Here is a 19424-nt window from a genome sequence, read left to right as displayed (position 1 = left end):
GGTCCTGCCGCTCTAGAGCACTTCACGATCGCGCTGCAATCGCGAAGCTCTCCAAGTCTTTGTCTTGTCGCATTTTCTGCGACGAACGGTTTCCACGTCGTCGGAAAATGCACTAGTTCGAGGAACTGCCGGGCGAGCCGGTCCGGTCGATCACGTTGAACGCCGCCCGTCCCGGTGGGGGGCTCTCGACCGAGCGGAACAGGCTCCCCAGTCCCCCCAGCACCTCGAAGGAGCGGCGCGACAGGGCGCCGGCCGGCGCGCCGGGCGGCGGCGTGGTCGGGGCGGGACCTTGCGCGGTGCGGGCGCCGGCCTTGTCGGAGTCGAAGCCGGGCAGGGGCTTGATCTCGATGCCCTGGTGGGCCGGGGCCATCACCTCGTGGAAGGTGATCGCCGGCAGCGAGCCGCCGGTCAGGTTCTTGGTCGAGGAATGGTCGTCGTTGCCGTACCAGACCGCGGTCACGAGGTTGCCGGTATAGCCGACGAACCAGGCGTCGCGGTAGGCGTTGGTGGTGCCGGACTTGCCGGCGGTGCGCACGCCCTCGATCGCCGCCTTGCGGCCGGTGCCCTCGTCGACGACCTTGTTGAGCATGTAGTTCATGTCGGCGACGACCCGGGTCGAGAGCAGCTGCTCGGGGGGCGCCTCGCTGGTGTCGTGGCGGTAGATCACCTCGCCGGCGCCGGTGCGGATCTCGGTCGCCGCGTAGGGCTTGGCCCGCTTGCCGCCATTGGCGAAGACCGAGTAGCCGGCGGCCTGGTCGATCACCGTCACCTCGGCCGAGCCGATCGGCAGCGACACCGAATCGACCAGGTTCGAGGTGATGCCCATCTTGTGGGCGAGCTCGATGATCTTGGCCCGGCCGAGCTTGGCGGCGCGGGCGTCGTGGGTCTCGCCGAGCTGCTTGCCCATGGCGATCGAGAACTGCACCGGGATGGTGTTGATCGATTTCGCCACCGCGACCCAGAGCGGCACCGTGCCGGCGAACGAGCGGCCGTAATTCGCCGGGCACCAGTTGCCGATGCAGACCGGCCGGTCGACGACCTTGCTGTCGGGCCGCCACTGGCCGGTGGCCAGGCCTGCGGCGTAGACGTAGGGCTTGAACGACGAGCCGGGCTGGCGCAAAGCGTCGGTGGCGCGGTTGAACTGGCTCTGGCCGTAATCGGCCCCGCCGACCATCGCCCGTACGGCGCCATCCGGATCCATGGTGACCAGGGCGGCCTGCTCGACGTCGAAGGCGTCGCCGAACTGGCGCAGGACGTTCTCCACCGCCTGGTCGGCCCGCTTCTGGATCGCGAGGTCGAGCGGGGTCTTCACGACCAGCACCCGCTCCTTCTTCAGCTTGCCCTCGTCGACGAGCTTCTTGATCTCGTTGAAGGCCCAGTCGAGGTAGTAGTCGGCGCTGATGTCGCGCGAGCGGGTCACCGGGGTCGCCGGGTTGCGCAGGGCCGACTGGATCTGGCCCTCCGTCAGGTAGCCGGCCTCGACCATGTTGTGCAGCACGTCCGCCGCCCGGGCGCGGGCCGCCGGCAGGTTGACGTGGGGCGCGTATTTCGTCGGCGCCTTGAACAGGCCGGCCAGCATGGCGGCTTCCGGCAGGGTGATGTCCTTGAGGTTCTTGCCGAAATAGTAATCCGCCGCGGCCGCCGCCCCGAAGGTGCCGCCGCCCATATAGGCCCGGTCGAGGTAGAGCTTCAGGATCTCGTTCTTGGTCAGGTGGCATTCGAGCCAGAGGGCCAGGAACGCCTCGTTGACCTTGCGCTCGAGCGAGCGCTCGTTCGACAGGAACAGGTTCTTGGCGAGCTGCTGGGTCAGCGAGGAGCCGCCCTGGACGTGGCCGCCGCCGCGCGCGTTCACGGTGACGGCGCGGAGCGTCCCGATCGGGTCGATGCCCCAATGCTCGTAGAAGCGCCGGTCCTCGGTCGAGATCAGCGCCTTGATGAGAATGTCGGGAAATTCGTCGATGCGCAGCGAATCGTCGTGCTTGATGCCGCGCCGCCCGACCTCGGTGCCGTAGCGGTCGAGGAAGGTCACGGCCAGGTCCGGCGCCTTGAGCCAGTTCTCGCTGGTCGTGTTGAAGGCCGATTGGGCGAGCGTCAGCATCACCACGCCGCCGGCGAGCCCGAGCGTGACCGCCTCGCTCGTGAGGTCGAGGGCGAGGCGCTTGACGCCGGTGACCCGGAAGCGCCGCTGGATCTTCTCGGCGTAGCGGCCATAGGCCTCGCCGAACGCGCGCCCGCCCTTGTAGAGGCCGTCGTTCATCCAGGCGTCGAAGCCGAGCATCCCGTGGGACAGGCGGGTCCGGAGCTGGGTCAGCCGGTTGGTGGGCCGGTTCTCGGGCACTGTGACGGGTCCTCGGGCAGCGCGGATTCGAGGTCTAGCAAGCCTCGCATCCTAGCGCGAGACGGTAAGCCGTTCGCAGGCTTCCAAGGCCCATATGGGGCGCTGGCACGCCGACACGACGTCGCAGGTTTGCGTAGGTCCCCTCCGTCCCGCTTGCCCCCGCGGCCAGGGCGCGGCAGAGGAGGGCACCTTCCGTTCCCGATATCCCCGTCCGCGCCGTCGATCCGGCGCCTCGAAGGCCTTAGAACAGCCGTGGCCAAAGCCCGCCTCACCCCCCCGCGCCCGCCCGCCTCCCTCAAGGCCGCGACCCCGTTCTGGCGCGAGAAGACCCTGGAGGGATTGAGCCCGGAGGAGTGGGAGAGCCTGTGCGACGGCTGCGGCCGGTGCTGCCTGCTCAAGCTCGAGGACGAGGATTCGGGCGAGATCCACTACACCGATATCGGCTGCACGCTCCTCGATGCCGGTACCTGCCGCTGCCGCGACTATCCAAGGCGCCAGCGCAAGGTGCCAGATTGCGTCCGGCTGACGCCCGAGGCGGTGCGCTCCCTGCCGTGGCTGCCGCCGACCTGCGGCTACCGCCTGGTACGGGACGGGCGCGACCTGCCCTGGTGGCATCCGCTGGTCTCCGGCACGCGCCGCACCGTCCACGAGGCCGGCATCTCGGTCCGCGGCAAGGTCAGCGGCACCGAGGAGGAGTTCGAGACCGAGGAACTGCCGGACCGCATCGTCGACTGGCCGGGTCAGGACCCCGGGAGCGAGGATCCGCGGGGCCGGGTGCCGCAGGACGGCGCCTGACCGGAGCCGAGAGCCGGGTCGACGGCAAGGCCGCCCGGGCCGCGCGAGGACCGGTTTTCGCCCGCTCTGGCACGAGGCTTGCGAGGGCCTGTTGGACGCTCATGGGCGTTTCCTCCCTGACTTGAGGCCCCGCTGCGCTCAGGCCGCGGGGCCTCCTTTCCTCGACGGCCGTTGCCATCGGGCGCGGGCCGCCCGATAAACCGGGCGACCGGAGAAACCCCCGACATGGCCCTTACCGTCGCGGTCCAGATGGACCCGATCCAGGCGATCCGCATCGCCGGCGACACCACCTTCGCCCTGCTGCTGGAGGCGCAGAGCCGCGGCCACACGCTGCTGCACTACACCCCCGACCGGCTCTCGATGCGCGACGGGCGCGTCACCGCCCGGGTCGAGCCCCTGCGGGTGCAGGATGTCGAGGGCGATCACGCCCATCTCGGCGCCCAGGAGCGGATCGATCTGGCGACGGTCGACGTGGTGCTGATGCGCCAGGACCCGCCCTTCGACCTCGCCTACATCACGGCGACGCACCTGCTCGAGCGCATCCATCCCCAGACGCTGGTGGTGAACAACCCGTTCGAGGTGCGCAACGCCCCCGAGAAGCTGTTCGTCACCGCCTATCCGGAGCTGATGCCCCCGACCCTGATCACCCGCGACAAGCAGGAGATCGAGGCGTTTCGCGCCGAGCACGGCGCCGTGGTGATGAAGCCGCTGCACGGGCACGGCGGCGCGGCCGTGCTGCGGGTGCTGCCCGAGGACCCGAATTTCGGCTCGATGTTCGACCTGTTCTCGGTCACCTTCCGCGAACCCTGGGTGGTGCAGCGCTTCCTGCCGCGGATCACCGAGGGCGACAAGCGCATCATCCTGGTCGACGGCGAGCCGCTGGGCGCCGTCAACCGGGTGCCGGCGGCCAACGACATCCGCTCCAACATGGTGCGGGGCGGCAAAGGGGGCGCGACGGCGCTGACCCCGCGCGAGCAGGAGATCTGCGCGGCGATCGGCCCGGAGCTGCGCCGCCGCGGCCTGATCCTGGTCGGCATCGACGTGATCGACGGCAACCTGACCGAGATCAACGTCACCTCGCCGACCGGCATCCGGGCGATCAAGCGCCTCGGCGGCCCCGACCTCGCGGTTCCCGTCTGGGACGCGATCGAGGCCAAGGTGACGAAGCCGCAGAGCGCGTAGCGTGAACGGGGGAGGGCGCCCTCAGCCCGCATCCTCCCCCAGCGTGTCCTCGATGTAGAGCCGGTCGAGCAGCACCTTGGCGACCGCCATGAGCGGCAGCGCCAGGGCGACGCCCCACAGGCCGAACAGCACGCCGAGCAGGATCTGGCCGGCGAACAACGTGGCGGGCGGGATGTCGAGGGCCCGCTTCTGCACGAAGGGCGTCAGCACGTAGCTCTCCAGCGTCTGCACCAGCAGGTAGACGCACAAGCCCGCGATCACCCCCTTCAGCCCCGAGGCGAGGGAGGCCAGCACGATGATGATGCCGGCGACGAGCGCCCCGATGGTCGGGATGAAGCAGAGCAGGCCCGCCTGGAGCCCGAGCACCAGGGCTCCGTCGATGCCGACCAGCGTCAGCCCGAGCCAGACGCAGACGAAGATCGCCGCCATGACGACGAGCTGGCCGAACAGCCAGTGGCGCAGCGTGATGCCGATGTCGTCGGCGACCGAGGCCGCATGGGTGCGGTGGCGCGAGGGCACGAAGCGCAGGAGCCCGTCGCGGTAGGTCCGCGGATCGGCCGCCACGAACAGGCCGAGCACCACGACGATGAACACGTTGCCGATGGCGCCGAAGACCGCCAGCGCCACCGTCGAGGCCTGGCCGAGCACGCTGCCCGCGCCCGAGAGCAGCGTGCCGGGGCTCGGCAGGCCGCCGGCCGTCGGCGTGGTCCGCCGCCCGTCCTGCGCGTCGCCGGCTCCTTGCGCGGCCGCGTCCTTCAGCTTGCCGAAATCGAGGAAGCGGGTGTCGATCCCGCGGGCGTCGAGCCAGGATTTCACCGTGCCGGATTGCTGCTGCAGCGTCTGGCCGAGGCGCTGGGCCTGCCCCGCCACGGTGGCGCCGCCGAGCCCGACCATGCCGAGCACCAGGAGCGCGAGCAGCACGCTCACGATCGCCAGCCGCGCCCCGTGCCCGAGCGGGACGATGCGGCCGAGATAATGCGTGAGCCCGTCGAGGAAGACCGCGCAGAGGATGCCGGAGAAGATCAGGAGCAGCGTGTCGGCCGAGTGCCAGGCCAGCAGCAGCAGGGCCGTGAACGACACCACCCCGATGCCGGCGAGCACGAGGGAGCGGGCGCTCGCCCCGCCGAGGCGGGCGGCGCCCTGCGGAGCGATGTCCTGTGAGGGGATAACGGGCATGTCCGACGCTTCTCTCCGCCGGCGGCGCTCGAAGGGCCGCCGTGCAGGACAGATAGCCGCGCGCGGCCGTTCGGCGACCGGTAATCTCCCGCCTTTACCCCTCCTCGCGCCGGCGCCGCACGCTGGCGAGCACGGCGGGATGCGCGTCGGTCTTCCAGCCCGTCGTCGATTCCGGCGGCGGGGGCGCCAGGATCGGCTTGGGGAGAGCCAGCACCGGCTCGGGCCGCCGGGGTGCCCAGTCCTGGACCTCGACGATCTCGATGACCGGTTCGGGCCGCGGGCGGACCTTGCGGCGCGCCGGTTGCGCCGGGCGGCGGCCGAAGACGCGCAGCAGCACCCAGCCGATGAGGCCGGCCCAGGCGAGGAGCACCCCCCCGGGCGTCGGCCGCTCGGAGAGGAGGAGGGTGACGAGCCCGATGAGGGCGCAGGCCATCGCGAGGCTGCGCGCGCTCAGCGGGTCGAAGGGGAGTGGATCGGGCTGTCTGTGATCGCGGAGCATGACCGTGATCCTGCCGCAGGCCGGTCAGCGATTCCTCTGTGCGATCGGTCGAATTCTCCGCAATCCCCGATTCACACCCTCACCAGCGCGCCGCCGCCGCCGCATCGTGCTCCGTCGCCTCGACCCAGCCGCCCAGGGTGCCGTCGATGTGGTGCTCGCGCTTCCAGAACGGGGCGCGGGTCTTGAGGTAGTCCATCAGGAAGCTCGCGGCCTCGAAGGCGGCGGTGCGATGCGCCGAGGCCGCGAGCACCAGCACGATGCCCTCGCCCGGGCGGACGAGGCCGTGGCGGTGGATCGCCAGCGCCCCTTGCAGCGGCCAGCGCTCCGCGGCTTCGGCGAGCACGCGGCCGATCTCGGCCTCGGCCATGCCGGGATAATGTTCGAGCTCCAGGGCGGCGAGCCGGCCGTCCTCGTCGCGGCACAGGCCGGTGAAGGTCACGATGGCACCCGCCCGCCCAGCCAGTTCCGCCGTGAGGGCGGCGATCTCCGCCGCGACGTCGAAGGGCTCGGGCTGGATCGAGAGGCGAAGGGTCATGGCGGGTCCGGGCTGTCGGTCTGGCCGCTTTCTAGCACGAAGGCCCGGTGCGGGGATCCGGGGCTGGCGGCGGCGGCGGAACGGCGGCAATGTCGCGGGCTTGAACGACCGGCCCCGCGGCCGGCCGGATGGAGGAACGCCCCATGACCCCCGACCTCCTCCTCCCCTTCCACGACACCGAGCCCACCTTCGCGGCCCGGCCGGTCTGGTGCGGCCGCGGCAGCGCGGTGATCGGGCGGGCGAGCCTTGGGGCGCAGGCCTGGCTCGGCGACGAAGCGGTGATCCGCGCCGACGGGCACGACGTGGTGGTGGGCGACCGGTTCTGGCTCGGCGCCCGCTCGACCCTGCACATCGCCGCCGAGATGTACCCGTGCATCGTCGGCGACCGGGTCACGGTCGGGCGCGACGCGGTGGTGCATGCCTGCACGGTCGGCGACGAGTGCGTGATCGAGGACGGTTGCGTGGTCCTCGACGGCTCGCTGATCGAGGATCGCGTGCTGCTGGAGGCCGGCAGCACCGTGTTTCCGCGCAGCACCCTGCCGTCGGGCTTCGTCTATGCCGGCAGCCCGGCCCGGCCCCTGCGCCGCCTCGAACCGGGCGAACTGGCCGAGCGTGCCGAGCGCCTGCGCGAGGCGGCGGCGAGCGAGCCGGCCGTGGGCCCCGGCGACGCGTTCGCGCCCGATCCCTCGGTCTTCGTCGCCCGCACCGCCCGGCTGCACGGCCGGGTCGCCCTGGCGCCGGGGGCGAGCGTGTTCTTCTCCTGCATCCTCGATGCCGCGGTCGGGCCGATCGTGATCGGGGCGAACGTGAACGTGCAGGACAATTGCGCGATCCACACCCGGGCCGACGGCCTGGTGATCGAGCGCGACACCACGCTCGGCCACAACGTGACCGTGGGCGACGGCCGCATCGGCCCGAACTGCCTCATCGGCATGGGCGCCCGCCTGGGCCCCGGCACGGTGGTGGAGGCCGACGTGCTGCTCGCCGCCGGCAGCGCCACCGATCCCGGCCAGGTGCTCGAAGCGGGCTGGCTCTGGGGCGGGCGCCCGGCCCGGGCCCTGTCGCGCCTCGACGGGGAGCGGCGGGCGATGATGGCGCGGATTGTGGCGGGGTATGCGGCGTATGGGCGGGCTTATCGGAGGTTGCAGGCCGGGGCCGAGGGAGGGGAGCAGACGGGAGCGGGCCGCTGAGGGTCGGTCGGTCGCTTCCGGCAGGGGCGAGCGGAGTCGGAAGATCTAAGCAGACTTGCGTTGGCAGGCCAACGCTTCGTCCGCTTAGATCCTTGTTTTGTCGCAGATTTTTTCCGCAAAACCGGCGGCCGCTTTTGCGAAATCTGCTTAGGCCGCCAAGCCCCGCTTTGCCGTCATGACCGCGTAGCAGGTCCGATTGCGACCGGTCGCCTTAGCCTCGTAGAGGGCGGCGTCGGCCATGCCGAACAGGTCGGCCGGTGTGCCGCTCTCGCGCGGCAGGCCGAAGGCCAGGCCGATGCTCACCGTGATCCGGCCGACGCTCTCGCCGGCGGCCTCGACGACCAGCCCGGCGACCGCCTCGTGGACGCGCTCGGCGACGTGAGCCGCGCCCTCGGCGTCGGTGCCCGGCAGCAGGACAGCGAATTCCTCGCCGCCGATGCGGGCGACGAGGTCGCCCGGCCGGCGCGCGACCGACGCCAGCGCCCGTGCGAGCATCTGGAGCACCCGGTCGCCGATGGCGTGGCCGTAAAGGTCGTTGTAGCGCTTGAAGTGGTCGGCATCGACCACCATCAGGGTGACGGGGTCGCAGCGGCGGCAGGCCTCGGCGAAGGCCCGTCCGAACGCGTCATCGAAGGCGCGCCGGTTGGGCAGGCCGGTGAGCGCGTCGGTACGCGAGATCTGCGCCAGCTCCGCCTCGACGGCGGCGCGCCGGCGTAGCTCCCGTCCAGCCAGCAGCGCCAACCCGATCGCCACCCCGCACAGGGCGAGCACGAGAAGGCCGATCACCAGGGCCTTCCGGCGCCATTCGGCCTCGATCTCGTCCGTCGAGAGCGCCACCGTCAGGTAGAGCGGCGTGTCGCCGACCTTCGTGAAGGTGTAGAGGCGCTCGATGGAATCGCTCGGGGTGACGCCGACGAAGCTGCCCCGTTCCTCGCGCAGGAAGCGCTGAACGTTGGGCGAGTCGGCGAAGTTCGGGGCGACAACGGGGTTGGGGACGGGATGGCGCACGATGCGGGTGCCGTCCTTGTGGAACAGGCCGATCGTGCCGTTCGGCCCGAGCTTGATGTGCTGAAACAGGCGGTCGAAATAGGACAGGGACAGACTGCCGAGGACCACGCCGCCGAACGACCCGTCGGGCTTGTCGATCCGCCGGCTGAGCACGACGATCGGCTTTCCCGTGAGGTTCGAGACCAGCGGCTCACTGAAGTGCAGCCCGAGCGCGGGATCGGCCCTGTGCGCCTGGAAGTAGGCGCGCTGGGCATTGTTGAGGCGCCGCGCCGGCCAGTTGGCCGCGTCGTAGGCCGCGTCGCCGTTCTCGTCCAGCACCAGCATGACGCCGAGATCCTTGGCGTTGACGGCGCGGTCGAACAGGATGCGCTGGCGATACTCGGGGGCGATCTGCTCGAGCTCGGGCAGCGTGAGGTTCTCGATCACGCCCCTGAGCGCCAGGTCGATGATCTCGACGTTGCGATCGACGTCGCGCTCGATGACCTGGAGCAGGTTCTGCGCGGTCTGCTCGGCCTTGTCCCAGGCGTCCCGGCGCAGATCGAGCAGCATGGCCGAGCAGACCGCGACCATGCCGAGGGGGGCCAGGATCCCGAGCCCGATCCACGCCCGGGTCGAGCGCAGCCAGCCGGGCCTGCGGATGAAGCGCGTCGGTCTCATGCGTCACTGGGAAACGAGGGGCAAACGCCGTGGCGAGCACGGGCGAGGCGGCCACGAGAACGAGGTTCGAGACGGATCTTGACGATATCCGGGATCGCGAAGGGACGGTGCTCGCCGCGATGGCCCGGAGCATGGTCCGGCGAAGTGGATGCCGGTTCGTCCTAGAAAGTTCCGTGAAACCAGAGATTTAGAGCGTCGCCCGGTTGCAGCGCGATCGGGCGACGCTCTAAGTGCACCTCACAAAACTCCCGTGGCACCGATGCTGCCACAGCGAGCGACGACGGCGATCGGGAGTTTTGTGAGAGACACTAAGCCGCACGCACGGTGGCGAGGAATCGGCCCACCTCGGACGTCAGGTGCTCGGAGTGTCGCGACAGCTCCGAGGACGCCGCCAGCACCTGGGCGGCCGCCGCCCCGGTCTCCTCGGCCGCGCCCGCGACGCCCGCGATATTGCCGGTGACCTCGTCCGCGCCGATCGCCGCCTGGCTCACGTTGCGGGCGATCTCCTGCGTTGCCGCGCCCTGCTGCTCCACCGCCGCGGCGATCGAGGCGGCTACCGCGTCGATCTCGCGGATGCGCGCCGTGATGCCCTGGATCGAGGCGACCGCATGCCCGGTCGAGGCCTGGATCTGCTCGATCTGGCCGGAGATCTCGCTCGTCGCCTTGGCGGTCTGGCCGGCCAGTGCCTTCACCTCGGCCGCCACGACGGCAAAGCCCCTGCCGGCCGCTCCCGCGCGCGCCGCCTCGATGGTGGCGTTCAGGGCGAGAAGATTGGTCTGACTGGCGATCGACGAGATCAGGCCGACCACGTCGCCGATCCGCGCGACCGCGGCGCTGAGTTCCTGCACCAGGGCGCCGGTCTGGTCGGCCTCCACGACCGCCCGCCGCGCCAGGTCGGTCGAGCCGCCGACCTGGCGGCCGATCTCCTGGACCGAGGCGCCGAGTTCCTCGGCGGCGACCGCCACGGTGCCGACGTTCGAGGCGGCTTGTTCGGCCGCCGCCGCCACGGCCGTCGATTGCGCGGCGGTCTCCGCCGCGGTGCCGCTCATCGAGGCGGCCGTCGCCTGCAGCTCGGTCGCGGCGGCGGCGACCATGCCGATGACGTCGCCGACCGCAGCCTCGAAGCCGGCGGCCATCTCGCGGATCGCGCGTTTGCGCTGCTCCTCGGCCGAGGCCCGGGCGAGCGCCGCGTCTTCCTCGATCTGGCGGGTGCGGGCGAGGTTGTCCTTGAACACCGCGAGGGCGGCAGCCATCTCGCCGATCTCGCTGCGCTCGCCGGTGCCGGGCACCGGTGCGCCGAGGTCGCCCACCGCGATCCGGCGCATCACGCCGGCCATGTGCCGGACGGGACGGGACACGGTGGCGATCGCCATCCAGGAAATCGCCAGGGTGGCGGCGACGACGACCGCGAGCACGACGACGATGGCGGTGCGGGCGCCGTCACCCAGCGCGTTGGCCGTCTCGGCGGCCTTGCGGCCGAAGCCGTCGTTGAACTGAACGTCGGCCCTGATGGCGGCGCGGGCGGCGTTGAGGGCCGGCAGCATGCCGTCGAGGAGGTAGTCGGAGCCGGCTTTCTCGTCGCCTGCCTCCAGGCGGCGCAGGTATTCCTCGCCCATCCTGGAATAGGCCGGGACGGTCTTCCGGATCGCCTCCCAGAGCACCTCCTCGCCGGGGCTGACGAGGGGGGCGTATTCCTTGAGGTCGGTCTCGATGCTCGCCATGGTCTCGCGCAGGCGGCCCAGCGATTGCGGCCGGCGCTGCGGGCTGGAGAGCAGGTAGGCGAGCTGGCGGCTGCGCAGGGCCTCGAAGTTGGTGGCGAGCCGGCCGATGATCCTGGACGAGGGGAGCGCCGTGTCGCCGAGGTCGCCGACCGCGACGCGCAACTCGCTCAAGCGGTCGTAGCAGAAGCCGCCGAGGCCGAGCGTCAAGGAGAGCAGAACAAGTAGCTATGCGACGAGACGGGCCCTGATCGAGACGTGGAGGCGCATGTTCCCTGTCCTGATGTTTGACGGCGAACCTTGGTTGCACAGGCCTTAATGAATCTTTATTTTAGGAATAAAACCGCTGAAAATCCGCCTCGTACCGCTATAAACAGGTGGAAAAGCGGGCTGACGCGCATTCGCGCGCCGATAAAATCAACAAGCAACGACAAGCGAGAGCGCTGCCATCCACGGCTTTGGGTTTTTTGGATTTGGAGAAAATTTCAAATTCTTACAAATCGAATTATGTCGATAGATTTTGCGCAGTAATTAGCTTTGTTCGTGAGCCAATGTGGCGGGGTGCCATGGTTGTCGATGAAATATCGATATTTTTCGCACGCGCGACACCTGGCGCGACTGCGTCAACCAAGTTTCATTCAAGAAAATCAAGGGCAAGAAACCCGACAATCATCACGGATGAGCAAGGATTGCCTGTCGGGTTGGATCTCGCAAAGATGTCCCGGCGGAGCGGTCGAGCGCGCCGGGACTACGAACGACGATCCGGGGTCGACCGGCACGGAGGCGAAGCCTGAGCCGGTCGTCGCTGAATGGAGGTCGACTCCAAGCGCTTGATTCTACATGCAGATTTTCGAGCGCGGGATCCCCTCTCCCCGCGGGCGCATGGCTGTCCGGGGAAATGAAATGGCGCGGGCGGGGAGAGGGGAAGATGGAGCGTGTCATACGGTTTCCGCTTGATCGCTTCGCGATGCGGAAACCGGCTTCGCTCAGGCGCCGCGCGGGCTGGTGAGACGGCGTCCGGAAGGAATCTTCCGGACGCCGTATCATGGCAAGGATCAGCTCGCGAGTGCCCTGGCTTCATCCGCCAGGGACGGCGAAGCCGGTGAACAACTTATACGAAGTCCAATCGATTGCTTCGCGATGCAGGAGCCGGCTTCGCTCACGCGTGTGAAGCCTATAGCCCCGCCACCGCCCGCCCGCCCGCAGCCCGCCGGGCCGCCTCCGCCACGTCGAGGAGATGGGCGAGTTCGCCCGCCGCCGCCGCGACCCGCTCGGCCACCCGCGGATCGCTGACCGCCCCGTCCGCGATCTCCGCCTCGCCGGCATAGACCGCGGTCGGCGCCACGTGGGCGGTGAAGAAGCCGAAGAGCGGGCGCAACTGGTGCTCGACCATCAGGGCGTGGCGCGGGCCGCCGCCGGTCGCGGTCAGCGCCACCGGCTTGCCGGCGAGCGAAGCGGGGTCGAGGAAGTCGATCACGTGCTTGAACAGGCCCGAATAGGAGCCGTTATGCACCGGCGAGCCGACGATGAGCCCGTCGGCGCCCTCCATCGCCTCGATCATGTGGCCGATCGGCAGGGGCAGGGCCTGCCGGGTGGTGGCGCCGAGCCCGGTGCCGATCTCGGCGAGGTCGTAGACCTTCAGGTCGATCGGGCGGCGGCGGGCGAGCTCGGCGGCGACCGCTTCCACCAGCACGCGGGTCCGGGACGGGCGGCGGACGTTGCCCGAGAAGGCGACGATGCGGGCTGGTCTCACGGCGGGCTCCGGTTGAATTTCGGGGCGACGGGAATCCTGGACGGGAATCCTGGAACGGTCTCGGAGCAGGTCCCCGGCCGGTCGCGTCCGTCCCGATCGGGGCCGGCGCGCGGCAGGTCAATGCGAAACCGGTGCCAGGGCTCCCCGTCCCCTAACGGGACGCAGCGTCCCAGGTCTCCAGAAGATGGGGCAGGGTGGCGAATTCGTCGAAGACCCGCAGCGCCCCTGCGGCCAAAAGGTCCGCCCCGGCCCGGTCATGCGCCCAGTGGCCGCCGCCGCAGAAGCCCAGAACCGGCATGCCGGCGGCGCGCGCCGCGGTGACGCCCGGCACGCTGTCCTCGATCACCACGCAGGCCTCGGGCGCCACCCCCATCCGCTCGGCGGCGTAGAGGAAGAGGTCCGGGAAGGGCTTGCCCCGGGCCACCATGGTGGCGCTGAACACGTGACCGTCGAAATGCTCCAGGAGGCCGGTGAGCGAGAGCGCGTGGCGCAGGCGCTGCGGGTCGCTGCTCGATGCGACGCACCGGCGGTCGGGCATCGCCGCCAGCACCGCGGCCGCCCCGGCGATGGCCTGCAACTCGGCGTCGAAGGCCCGCAGGGTGTCGGCCCGCACCGCGTCGACGAAGCCCTCGGGCGTCGGCACGCCGTAATCGGTGGCGACATGCGCCATGATCGAGGTCATGCTGGTGCCGGTGAAGCGGCGGGCCACCGTGGCGAGGTCGATCGGCACGCCGATGCGCTGCAGGGCTTCGGTCAGGCGCGCGAGGCTGATCGGCTCGCTGTCCACCAGCACCCCGTCGCAGTCGAAGATCACCAGCTCGGGCCGTGCGCCCGTCCTGCCGTTCATGCCGTTCCCCTTCTTCGGTCGCCAGCGCCGTGGCATGCGGGGCGGGCCGGGATCAACCCGCCCGGGATCAACCTGCCACGATGCCGCGCTCAAGCTTGCGCGGATCAGGGGCTCTCTCTACTCAAGGTCGCGCGCGTCCCGTCGAGGGCGCGGTCCGGAGCCCTGGATGATCCGCTTCCTGTGCCGCTGCCTCGGCCTGCTGCTCCTCGCCGCCGGCTTCGTCGGGATCGTCTATGACGGCGCGCGCTCGATCGCCAACAACGCGGTGCTCGTCACCTCGGTCAGCGACGTCGCCGTGGCGCTGATGAAGGACCGGGCCGCGAGCCTCCAGGCGATGGCCGAGGGCGGGCAGCCGACCCTGTGGAAGCTCCTCGGCCTGCCCTTCACCCTCTCGCCGGCGGCCCCGATCGCGCTCGTCCTCGGCCTGGTCCTGCTCTGGCTCGGCCAGAAGCCGCGGACCGGCATCGGCACGCGATTCCGCCCGTGAGACCTCCGGCGACGAAACCCGGGCGCCCCCGCGGCGGGAGCCCGCGACCTCTCCTACCCACGAGCATGCCCGGCGATGCGGCCTGACACGTTGGGGCGGACCGCCATCGCGGTCCTGCCCGGCCTCACCCTCTGCGTCGCCGTCACGGCGGCGGCGAGCCTCGTCCAGGCGGCGGAGGAGCACCTCGTCCACCACCCCTATGTCGAGGCGCTGGTGATCGCGATCCTCGCCGGCATCGCGATCCGCTCGGTCTGGGAGCCGGGGCCGCGGTGGCGCATCGGCATCGCCTTCAGCGCCAAGCAGCTGCTGGAGGTCGCCGTGATGCTGCTCGGCGCCTCGATCAGCCTCGCGGCGCTCGTCGCCTCGGGCCCGGCGCTGCTCGCCGGCATCGTCGCGACCGTGGTGATCGCGCTCGTCGCCAGCTACAGCATCGGCCGCCTGCTCGGGCTGCCGGCCCGGATGTCGATCCTGATCGCCTGCGGCAACGCGATCTGCGGCAACTCGGCCATCGCGGCGGTGGCCCCGGTGATCGGGGCGAGCGGCGACGACGTCGCCTCCTCGATCGCCTTCACGGCGATCCTCGGCGTGCTGGTGGTGCTGGGCCTGCCGCTCCTCATCCCGCTCCTCGGCACCAACCCGACCGAGTACGGCGTGCTCGCCGGCCTCACGGTCTATGCGGTGCCCCAGGTTCTCGCCGCCACCGTACCGGTGAGTCTCGTCAGCACCCAGGTCGGTACGCTGGTCAAGCTCGTGCGGGTGCTGATGCTCGGTCCCGTCGTGCTCGGCCTGTCGCTGCTCGCCCCGCGCCTGCGCGACGAGCCCGGCGCCGCGGCCGGGGCGAGGAAGAAGCTCGGCTTCTTCAAGCTGGTGCCGTGGTTCATCCTCGGCTTCCTCGCTCTCGCCACCGCTCGGTCGCTCGGCCTCGTGCCCGATGCGGCGCTGGCGCCCCTGACCCGCATCGCCGGCATTCTGACGGTCATCGCCATGGCGGCGCTCGGGCTGGGCGTCGACGTGCGGGTGGTGGCCCGGGTCGGCGGCCGGGTGACGCTCGCGGTCACCGCCTCCCTGGCGGTGCTGCTCCTCGTCAGCATCGCGCTGGTGCGGGGCCTGGGGATTTCCTGACGGCGCTCAGCGCTGGAGCGCCGCCACGCCGGATTTCGGGCCCAACCCGTCCGGGACCGGCACCGAGGTCGCGCCATGACTGGCAATGATACCAATGGCCCAAGATGCTGACGCATCGGGCCATTGATCCATCTCGAATTTTCAATTTCAAGCCAGAGGCTTGGCAAAAATCCGAGAGCGGAACCAAAGGTCGTTTCCAACGACCGTTGGTATGAGGTGGAGGTTCGGCCCCTCGTCGAGTTTGATCTGCCGGGCCACGATCACCGCATAGGCCGATTGGTCGGCGACCGGCCGGCTGCTGTCGGTGACGAGCCGGCCGGGCAGGCAGACATGCAGGAGCAGCCGGCGTTGCGTCCGCGCCGGGTCAGGTCGGCGGGGCGCCTTTCCGGCCTTCGGCGGCCGGCGCGGGTTTCTCGGCCGGCGGAGCCTTGGCGGCGGGTCGGATGGCCGGCTTCTCGCTGGCCGGGCCCTTCTCAGCCGGCGGAGCCTTGGTGGCGACGGGTTTGGCGACGGTCGGCTTCGGGGCCGTCGACGTGGTGGCGGCCGGCTTGGCGGCGGCCGGCTTGGCGGCCGCGGACCTGGGCTGCCCCGCATCCGCCTGCCCCGCAGCGGCCTTGGCCGCCCCCGGCTTCGCGATGGCCCCGGTCACGGCGACATCCCCCGGCTTGCCCGTATCCCTGCCCGAATCGAGCCCGTAGACGTCGTCGCGAAAATGCACCCGGCCGTCCGGGGTGGCGTAGCCGGTGAGGTAGACGAAGGTCACCGGAATGGGCTTGGCCAGCTTGATGTCGCGGCGCTCGCCGGTGGCGATGCCGGTCTCGATCTCCATCGGCCCCCAGGCCGAGCCGGGGCCGTTCGGGCCCGGCGTGCCGTCGAGCAGCCAGCCCACCAGCGCCTTCACGTCGGCGACGCGCACGCAGCCCGAGGAGTGGAAGCGCACGTCGCGGGAGAACAGCCCCTTCGACGGCGTGTCGTGCATGTAGACCGCCTGCCGGTTCGGCATGTCGATCCGCACCTGGCCGAGCGAGTTGTCGAAGCCCGGATCCTGGCGCAGGGTGTAGTTCACCGCCCGCTCGGTCGACCAGTCGACGGCGGTCGGCTGCACCTCCTGGCCCTGCCCGTCGAGCATGCGGATATGCATCTTGGCGAGGTAGCCCGGGTCCTTGCGCATGTGCGGGATGATGTCCTTCTTGATGAGGGACACCGGCACGGTCCAGGTCGGGTTGAAGTTGATGTTGGTGATCCTGGTCTCGACCATCGGCGAGGCGCGGTCCGGCTTGCCCACCACCGCGACGTAGCGGCGCGCCACGCTGCCGTGGTCCACCGCCTCGACCGCGGCCGACGGGATGTTGACCACCACGTAGCGGTCGCCGAACGGGAAGCTCGACCCGATCAGCCGGTTGGCCGAGGCCGAGAGTTGGCGCTGGCGCACGCCTGCGGGCACGTTGAGGGCGGCCACGGTCTGGCGGCCCAGAAGCCCCGTCTCGGGCAGGTTGTGCCGGGCCTGGAAGCGCTTGAGCCCTGCGACGAGGCCGGGATCGAGCTGGTCGGTCTCCGGGCCGCCGGGGGCCAGGTCCTCGGTCAGCACGAGGTGGCGGCGCAAAGTCGGGATCGCCGGGTTGCGCTCGCCGGGCTTCACCGCGAGGTCTGGCGGCAAGGACGGCCAGCCGCCGGCCTCGACCAGCGCCTGGTAGCGCTCGGCCGCCCGCAGGGTGTCGAGGAAGGTCGCCGGGGTCAGGGTCGGGGTCGTGTCCTGCGACATCCGCGCCACCACCAGCGGCGGCAACTCGCGCGAGACCTTTTTCGGCGCCGGCTTGCCGTCGGCCGTACTCGGCTCGGCCGGCCTGGTCTCGCTCGTCTTCGGGGCCGCGGCGGGCTTGATCGGGCCGACCGGCAGCGGTGTCGCGCCGCCCGTCAGGGGCTCGGGCGCACCCGTCACCTCGCGCCGGGCGGGCTCGGCCGGCGGGGCCGGCGGCTGAATCTGGGCGGCCTGAGCCGGAGGGCTCTGGCCCGGCACCGAAGCGGGCGGCAGCGGGCCCGGGGGCTCGATGGCCGCGGCCAGCCCGGTGCCGAGCATCCAGGCCATGATCGCCGCCGAGGGCAGGTACGGAAACGCAACACGCAACACCATCACCGGCCTCGGGCAAGGACGCCCCCCAGGATGGTCACGCGAGGGTTACCAAAATCCTGCCGGCCTGCCTCAAGGTTCCGTGAGAGCGCCGCGCGCCGCCGCCAGGATCTCGTCGGACAGGGCGGGATCGTCCACCGCCCGGGCGAGCACCAGGGCGCCGACGAGGTGGGAGATCGCCGCGAGCGCCGCCGCCCGGTCGCCCTCCGGAAAGGCCCCTTGCATCGCCTCCTGCATCCGGGCGAGCCGCGCCTCCAGCCCCTCCGTGAAGGCGCGCCGCACGGGAGCCGGCTGGCGCGCCGCCTCGCTGCCCAGGGCCGCGAGCGCGCAGCCCGAGCCCGGCCGGTCGCGGTGGGAGGCCGACAGGTAGGTGGCAACGAAGCCGGCCAAGTCCTGCGCCTTTTCTCCCGGTGCCGTCCCGGCCTCCCGCGGCGCGGGCGCCAGCGCCTGGGCCAGGGCCTGGGCGGCCAGATCCTCCTTCGAGGCGAAGTGGCCGTAGAAGCCGCCATGGGTCAGGCCGGCGGCCTCCATCACCTCGGCCACCGTCACGGCCGAAAATCCCCTCTCTCGAAAGAGGCGGCCGGCCGCCTCGAGGATCCGGCGCCGGTTCTCCTGGACCTGCTCGCGCGTCACCCGCATCCGACGATCCGCTCCCGTTGACATCATTGAGGACGACGATCATCAATGTCGTATCATGATTGACGTCATGTAAGAAGGAGGGAGCATGGCATCCAGCGCATTGCCGGACGCGCCTTTGCGGGAGCGCCGCGTGACCTGGTCCGATCCGCGGGCGACCGCCCGGGCCGGACAGGGCCTGGCCGGGCTCGATTTCCTGCGGGCGCTGATCGCCGGCGAGGTGCCGCCGCCGCCGATCGTGGCCCTCATGGGCATCACGCTCGACGAGGCCGAGCCGGGCCGGGTGACGATGCGGATGCCGGCGGGCGAATACCTCTACAACCCGATCGGCAGCGTCCATGGCGGCGCGCTGGCGACGCTGCTCGACAGCGTGATGGGCTGCGCCGTCCACTCCACCCTGCCGGCCGGGCGCGGCTACACCACGCTGGAGATCAAGGTGAACTACCTGCGGGCGGTGACGGAGGGCTCCGGCCGCGTCACGGCGGTCGGCCGGGTGGTCCATGCCGGGCGCCGCCAGGCCGTGGCCGAGGCGAGCCTGACCGACGAGGCCGGCCGGCTCTGCGCCACCGCCAGCACCACCTGCCTGGTCTTCGACCTGCCCCCCGCCCGGGAGGAGCGCCCGTGAGCCTGCCCTATCGCACCGCCCTCATCGTCGGCGCCGGCGCCGGCATTAGCGCCGCGCTCGCCCGGCTTCTCACCGCCGAGGGGCTGCGGGTCGGCCTCGCCGCCCGCGACGTGGACAAACTCGCGGACCTCGCCGCCGAGACCGGAGCCGAGACCTTCGCGGCCGATGCCGCCGACCCCCGGGCGGTCGAGCGGCTGTTCGCGGAGGCCGACGCCCGGATCGGTGAGCCCGACGTGGTGATCTACAACGCCAGCGCCCGGGCGCCCGGCCCGCTCGCTGCCCTCGATCCGGAGGCCGTGCGGCGGGCTTTGGACGTCACCGCCTTCGGCGCCTTCCTGGTCGCTCAGGCAGCGGCGCGGCGCATGGAGAGGCGGGGCCACGGCGCGCTCCTGTTCACCGGCGCCACCGCGGGGGTGAAGGGGTTTCCGCTCTCGGCCGCCTTCGCGATGGGCAAGTTCGCCCTGCGCGGCCTCGCCCAGAGTGCGGCGCGCGAACTCGGGCCCAAGGGCATCCACGTCGCCCACATCGTCGTCGACGGCGCGGTGCGCAGCGCCCGACGCCCCGACCCGGCGGACAAGCCCGACAGCACCCTCACGCCCGAGGGCGTGGCCCGCGCCTATCTCGACCTGCTGCGCCAGCCGCGGGATGCGTGGTCGTTCGAGGTCGAGTTGCGGCCTTGGGTGGAGCGGTTTTGAGGGGAAGGCCAAGTGGCGCGGCCACGCTGGATG

Annotated in this window: 17 protein-coding genes; 7 read left to right on the top strand and 10 right to left on the bottom strand. The window is 71.0% G+C overall.

Annotated elements, in window-relative coordinates; genetic code table 11:
- Positions 1-112: 112 nt before the first annotated feature.
- Positions 113-2278, bottom strand: a complete 2166-nt coding sequence (locus AC3AOF_RS11280) for a transglycosylase domain-containing protein (RefSeq protein WP_236992926.1) — start codon at positions 2276-2278, stop codon at positions 113-115.
- Between the two features lie 312 nt (positions 2279-2590).
- Here AC3AOF_RS11280 and AC3AOF_RS11275 point away from each other — a divergent pair, with 312 nt between their 5' ends.
- Together AC3AOF_RS11275 and gshB are read left to right on the top strand one after the other, a co-directional pair.
- Positions 2591-3133 carry a YcgN family cysteine cluster protein gene (locus AC3AOF_RS11275; RefSeq protein ID WP_236992401.1) on the top strand — a complete coding sequence of 181 codons (543 nt, stop codon included), beginning with the start codon at positions 2591-2593 and terminating at the stop codon, positions 3131-3133.
- Positions 3134-3358: 225 nt separating this feature from the next.
- Positions 3359-4315: a glutathione synthase gene (gene gshB, locus AC3AOF_RS11270; protein WP_236992400.1), complete on the top strand. Its 957-nt coding sequence runs from the start codon at positions 3359-3361 to the stop codon at positions 4313-4315.
- A 21-nt stretch (positions 4316-4336) separates the two neighbouring features.
- On the opposite strand, the gene AC3AOF_RS11265 is transcribed toward gshB, so the two are convergent.
- The 3 genes from AC3AOF_RS11265 to AC3AOF_RS11255 form a co-directional block, all read right to left on the bottom strand.
- Positions 4337-5491: an AI-2E family transporter gene (locus tag AC3AOF_RS11265; RefSeq protein ID WP_488348569.1), complete on the bottom strand. Its 1155-nt coding sequence runs from the start codon at positions 5489-5491 to the stop codon at positions 4337-4339.
- Between the two features lie 94 nt (positions 5492-5585).
- Positions 5586-5990 (bottom strand): hypothetical protein, encoded by a 405-nt coding sequence (locus AC3AOF_RS11260; protein ID WP_236992398.1) that lies wholly within the window; start codon positions 5988-5990, stop codon positions 5586-5588.
- Between the two features lie 79 nt (positions 5991-6069).
- Positions 6070-6525, bottom strand: a complete 456-nt coding sequence (locus AC3AOF_RS11255; RefSeq protein WP_488348568.1) for a molybdenum cofactor biosynthesis protein MoaE — start codon at positions 6523-6525, stop codon at positions 6070-6072.
- Between the two features lie 143 nt (positions 6526-6668).
- Here AC3AOF_RS11255 and AC3AOF_RS11250 point away from each other — a divergent pair, with 143 nt between their 5' ends.
- Positions 6669-7715, top strand: coding sequence for a gamma carbonic anhydrase family protein (locus AC3AOF_RS11250; RefSeq protein WP_488348567.1), 1047 nt, complete (start codon positions 6669-6671; stop codon positions 7713-7715).
- 147 nt (positions 7716-7862) lie between these two features.
- Here AC3AOF_RS11250 and AC3AOF_RS11245 read toward each other — a convergent pair whose 3' ends face one another.
- The 4 genes from AC3AOF_RS11245 to AC3AOF_RS11230 form a co-directional block, all read right to left on the bottom strand.
- Entirely contained in the window at positions 7863-9380 is a 1518-nt protein-coding gene (locus AC3AOF_RS11245) for a sensor domain-containing diguanylate cyclase (protein WP_488348566.1), read from the bottom strand.
- Between the two features lie 308 nt (positions 9381-9688).
- Positions 9689-11308, bottom strand: coding sequence for a methyl-accepting chemotaxis protein (locus AC3AOF_RS11240; protein WP_488348565.1), 1620 nt, complete (start codon positions 11306-11308; stop codon positions 9689-9691).
- Positions 11309-12272: 964 nt separating this feature from the next.
- Positions 12273-12851 carry an FMN reductase gene (msuE, locus tag AC3AOF_RS11235; RefSeq protein ID WP_236992393.1) on the bottom strand — a complete coding sequence of 193 codons (579 nt, stop codon included), beginning with the start codon at positions 12849-12851 and terminating at the stop codon, positions 12273-12275.
- A 151-nt stretch (positions 12852-13002) separates the two neighbouring features.
- The gene (locus AC3AOF_RS11230; RefSeq protein ID WP_488348564.1) at positions 13003-13698 is read right to left on the bottom strand and encodes an HAD family hydrolase; all 696 of its coding nucleotides are present in this window, start codon (positions 13696-13698) and stop codon (positions 13003-13005) included.
- A gap of 166 nt (positions 13699-13864) precedes the next feature.
- Between AC3AOF_RS11230 and AC3AOF_RS11225 the strand changes: the two genes are divergently transcribed.
- Together AC3AOF_RS11225 and AC3AOF_RS11220 are read left to right on the top strand one after the other, a co-directional pair.
- Entirely contained in the window at positions 13865-14185 is a 321-nt protein-coding gene (locus AC3AOF_RS11225; RefSeq protein WP_236992391.1) for a PetM family of cytochrome b6f complex subunit 7, read from the top strand.
- A gap of 75 nt (positions 14186-14260) precedes the next feature.
- Positions 14261-15307 carry a YeiH family protein gene (locus tag AC3AOF_RS11220; RefSeq protein ID WP_236992390.1) on the top strand — a complete coding sequence of 349 codons (1047 nt, stop codon included), beginning with the start codon at positions 14261-14263 and terminating at the stop codon, positions 15305-15307.
- Between the two features lie 364 nt (positions 15308-15671).
- Here AC3AOF_RS11220 and AC3AOF_RS11215 read toward each other — a convergent pair whose 3' ends face one another.
- Together AC3AOF_RS11215 and AC3AOF_RS11210 are read right to left on the bottom strand one after the other, a co-directional pair.
- A complete protein-coding gene (locus AC3AOF_RS11215; protein ID WP_488348563.1) occupies positions 15672-17438 on the bottom strand; it encodes a L,D-transpeptidase family protein in 1767 nt (588 codons plus the stop codon).
- A gap of 69 nt (positions 17439-17507) precedes the next feature.
- Positions 17508-18074, bottom strand: a complete 567-nt coding sequence (locus AC3AOF_RS11210) for a TetR/AcrR family transcriptional regulator (protein WP_488348562.1) — start codon at positions 18072-18074, stop codon at positions 17508-17510.
- Between the two features lie 85 nt (positions 18075-18159).
- On the opposite strand from AC3AOF_RS11210, the gene AC3AOF_RS11205 reads away from it, so the two are divergent.
- Complete coding sequence (locus AC3AOF_RS11205; RefSeq protein ID WP_236992387.1) at positions 18160-18696, top strand: PaaI family thioesterase; 537 nt, start codon at positions 18160-18162, stop codon at positions 18694-18696.
- Entirely contained in the window at positions 18693-19391 is a 699-nt protein-coding gene (locus AC3AOF_RS11200; protein WP_488348561.1) for an SDR family NAD(P)-dependent oxidoreductase, read from the top strand. Before AC3AOF_RS11205 ends, AC3AOF_RS11200 begins: the two co-directional genes overlap by 4 nt.
- Positions 19392-19424 lie beyond the last annotated feature (33 nt).

Source organism: Methylobacterium sp. 142-1Y (genome assembly GCF_057747795.1).
Note: the sequence above shows the minus strand (reverse complement) of the source record. Positions and strands in the feature narration are given on the sequence as shown.

Excerpts from the sequence above, each read along its gene's own strand:
- AC3AOF_RS11280 (WP_236992926.1), bottom strand. The coding sequence starts at position 2,278 with ATGCTCGGCTTCGACGCCTGGATGAACGACGGCCTCTACAAGGGCGGG.
- gshB (WP_236992400.1), top strand. The coding sequence starts at position 3,359 with ATGGCCCTTACCGTCGCGGTCCAGATGGACCCGATCCAGGCGATCCGC.
- AC3AOF_RS11265 (WP_488348569.1), bottom strand. The coding sequence starts at position 5,491 with ATGCCCGTTATCCCCTCACAGGACATCGCTCCGCAGGGCGCCGCCCGC.
- AC3AOF_RS11260 (WP_236992398.1), bottom strand. The coding sequence starts at position 5,990 with ATGCTCCGCGATCACAGACAGCCCGATCCACTCCCCTTCGACCCGCTG.
- AC3AOF_RS11255 (WP_488348568.1), bottom strand. The coding sequence starts at position 6,525 with ATGACCCTTCGCCTCTCGATCCAGCCCGAGCCCTTCGACGTCGCGGCG.
- AC3AOF_RS11250 (WP_488348567.1), top strand. The coding sequence starts at position 6,669 with ATGACCCCCGACCTCCTCCTCCCCTTCCACGACACCGAGCCCACCTTC.
- AC3AOF_RS11245 (WP_488348566.1), bottom strand. The coding sequence starts at position 9,380 with ATGAGACCGACGCGCTTCATCCGCAGGCCCGGCTGGCTGCGCTCGACC.
- AC3AOF_RS11230 (WP_488348564.1), bottom strand. The coding sequence starts at position 13,698 with ATGAACGGCAGGACGGGCGCACGGCCCGAGCTGGTGATCTTCGACTGC.
- AC3AOF_RS11225 (WP_236992391.1), top strand. The coding sequence starts at position 13,865 with ATGATCCGCTTCCTGTGCCGCTGCCTCGGCCTGCTGCTCCTCGCCGCC.
- AC3AOF_RS11220 (WP_236992390.1), top strand. The coding sequence starts at position 14,261 with ATGCGGCCTGACACGTTGGGGCGGACCGCCATCGCGGTCCTGCCCGGC.
- AC3AOF_RS11215 (WP_488348563.1), bottom strand. The coding sequence starts at position 17,438 with ATGGTGTTGCGTGTTGCGTTTCCGTACCTGCCCTCGGCGGCGATCATG.
- AC3AOF_RS11210 (WP_488348562.1), bottom strand. The coding sequence starts at position 18,074 with ATGCGGGTGACGCGCGAGCAGGTCCAGGAGAACCGGCGCCGGATCCTC.
- AC3AOF_RS11205 (WP_236992387.1), top strand. The coding sequence starts at position 18,160 with ATGGCATCCAGCGCATTGCCGGACGCGCCTTTGCGGGAGCGCCGCGTG.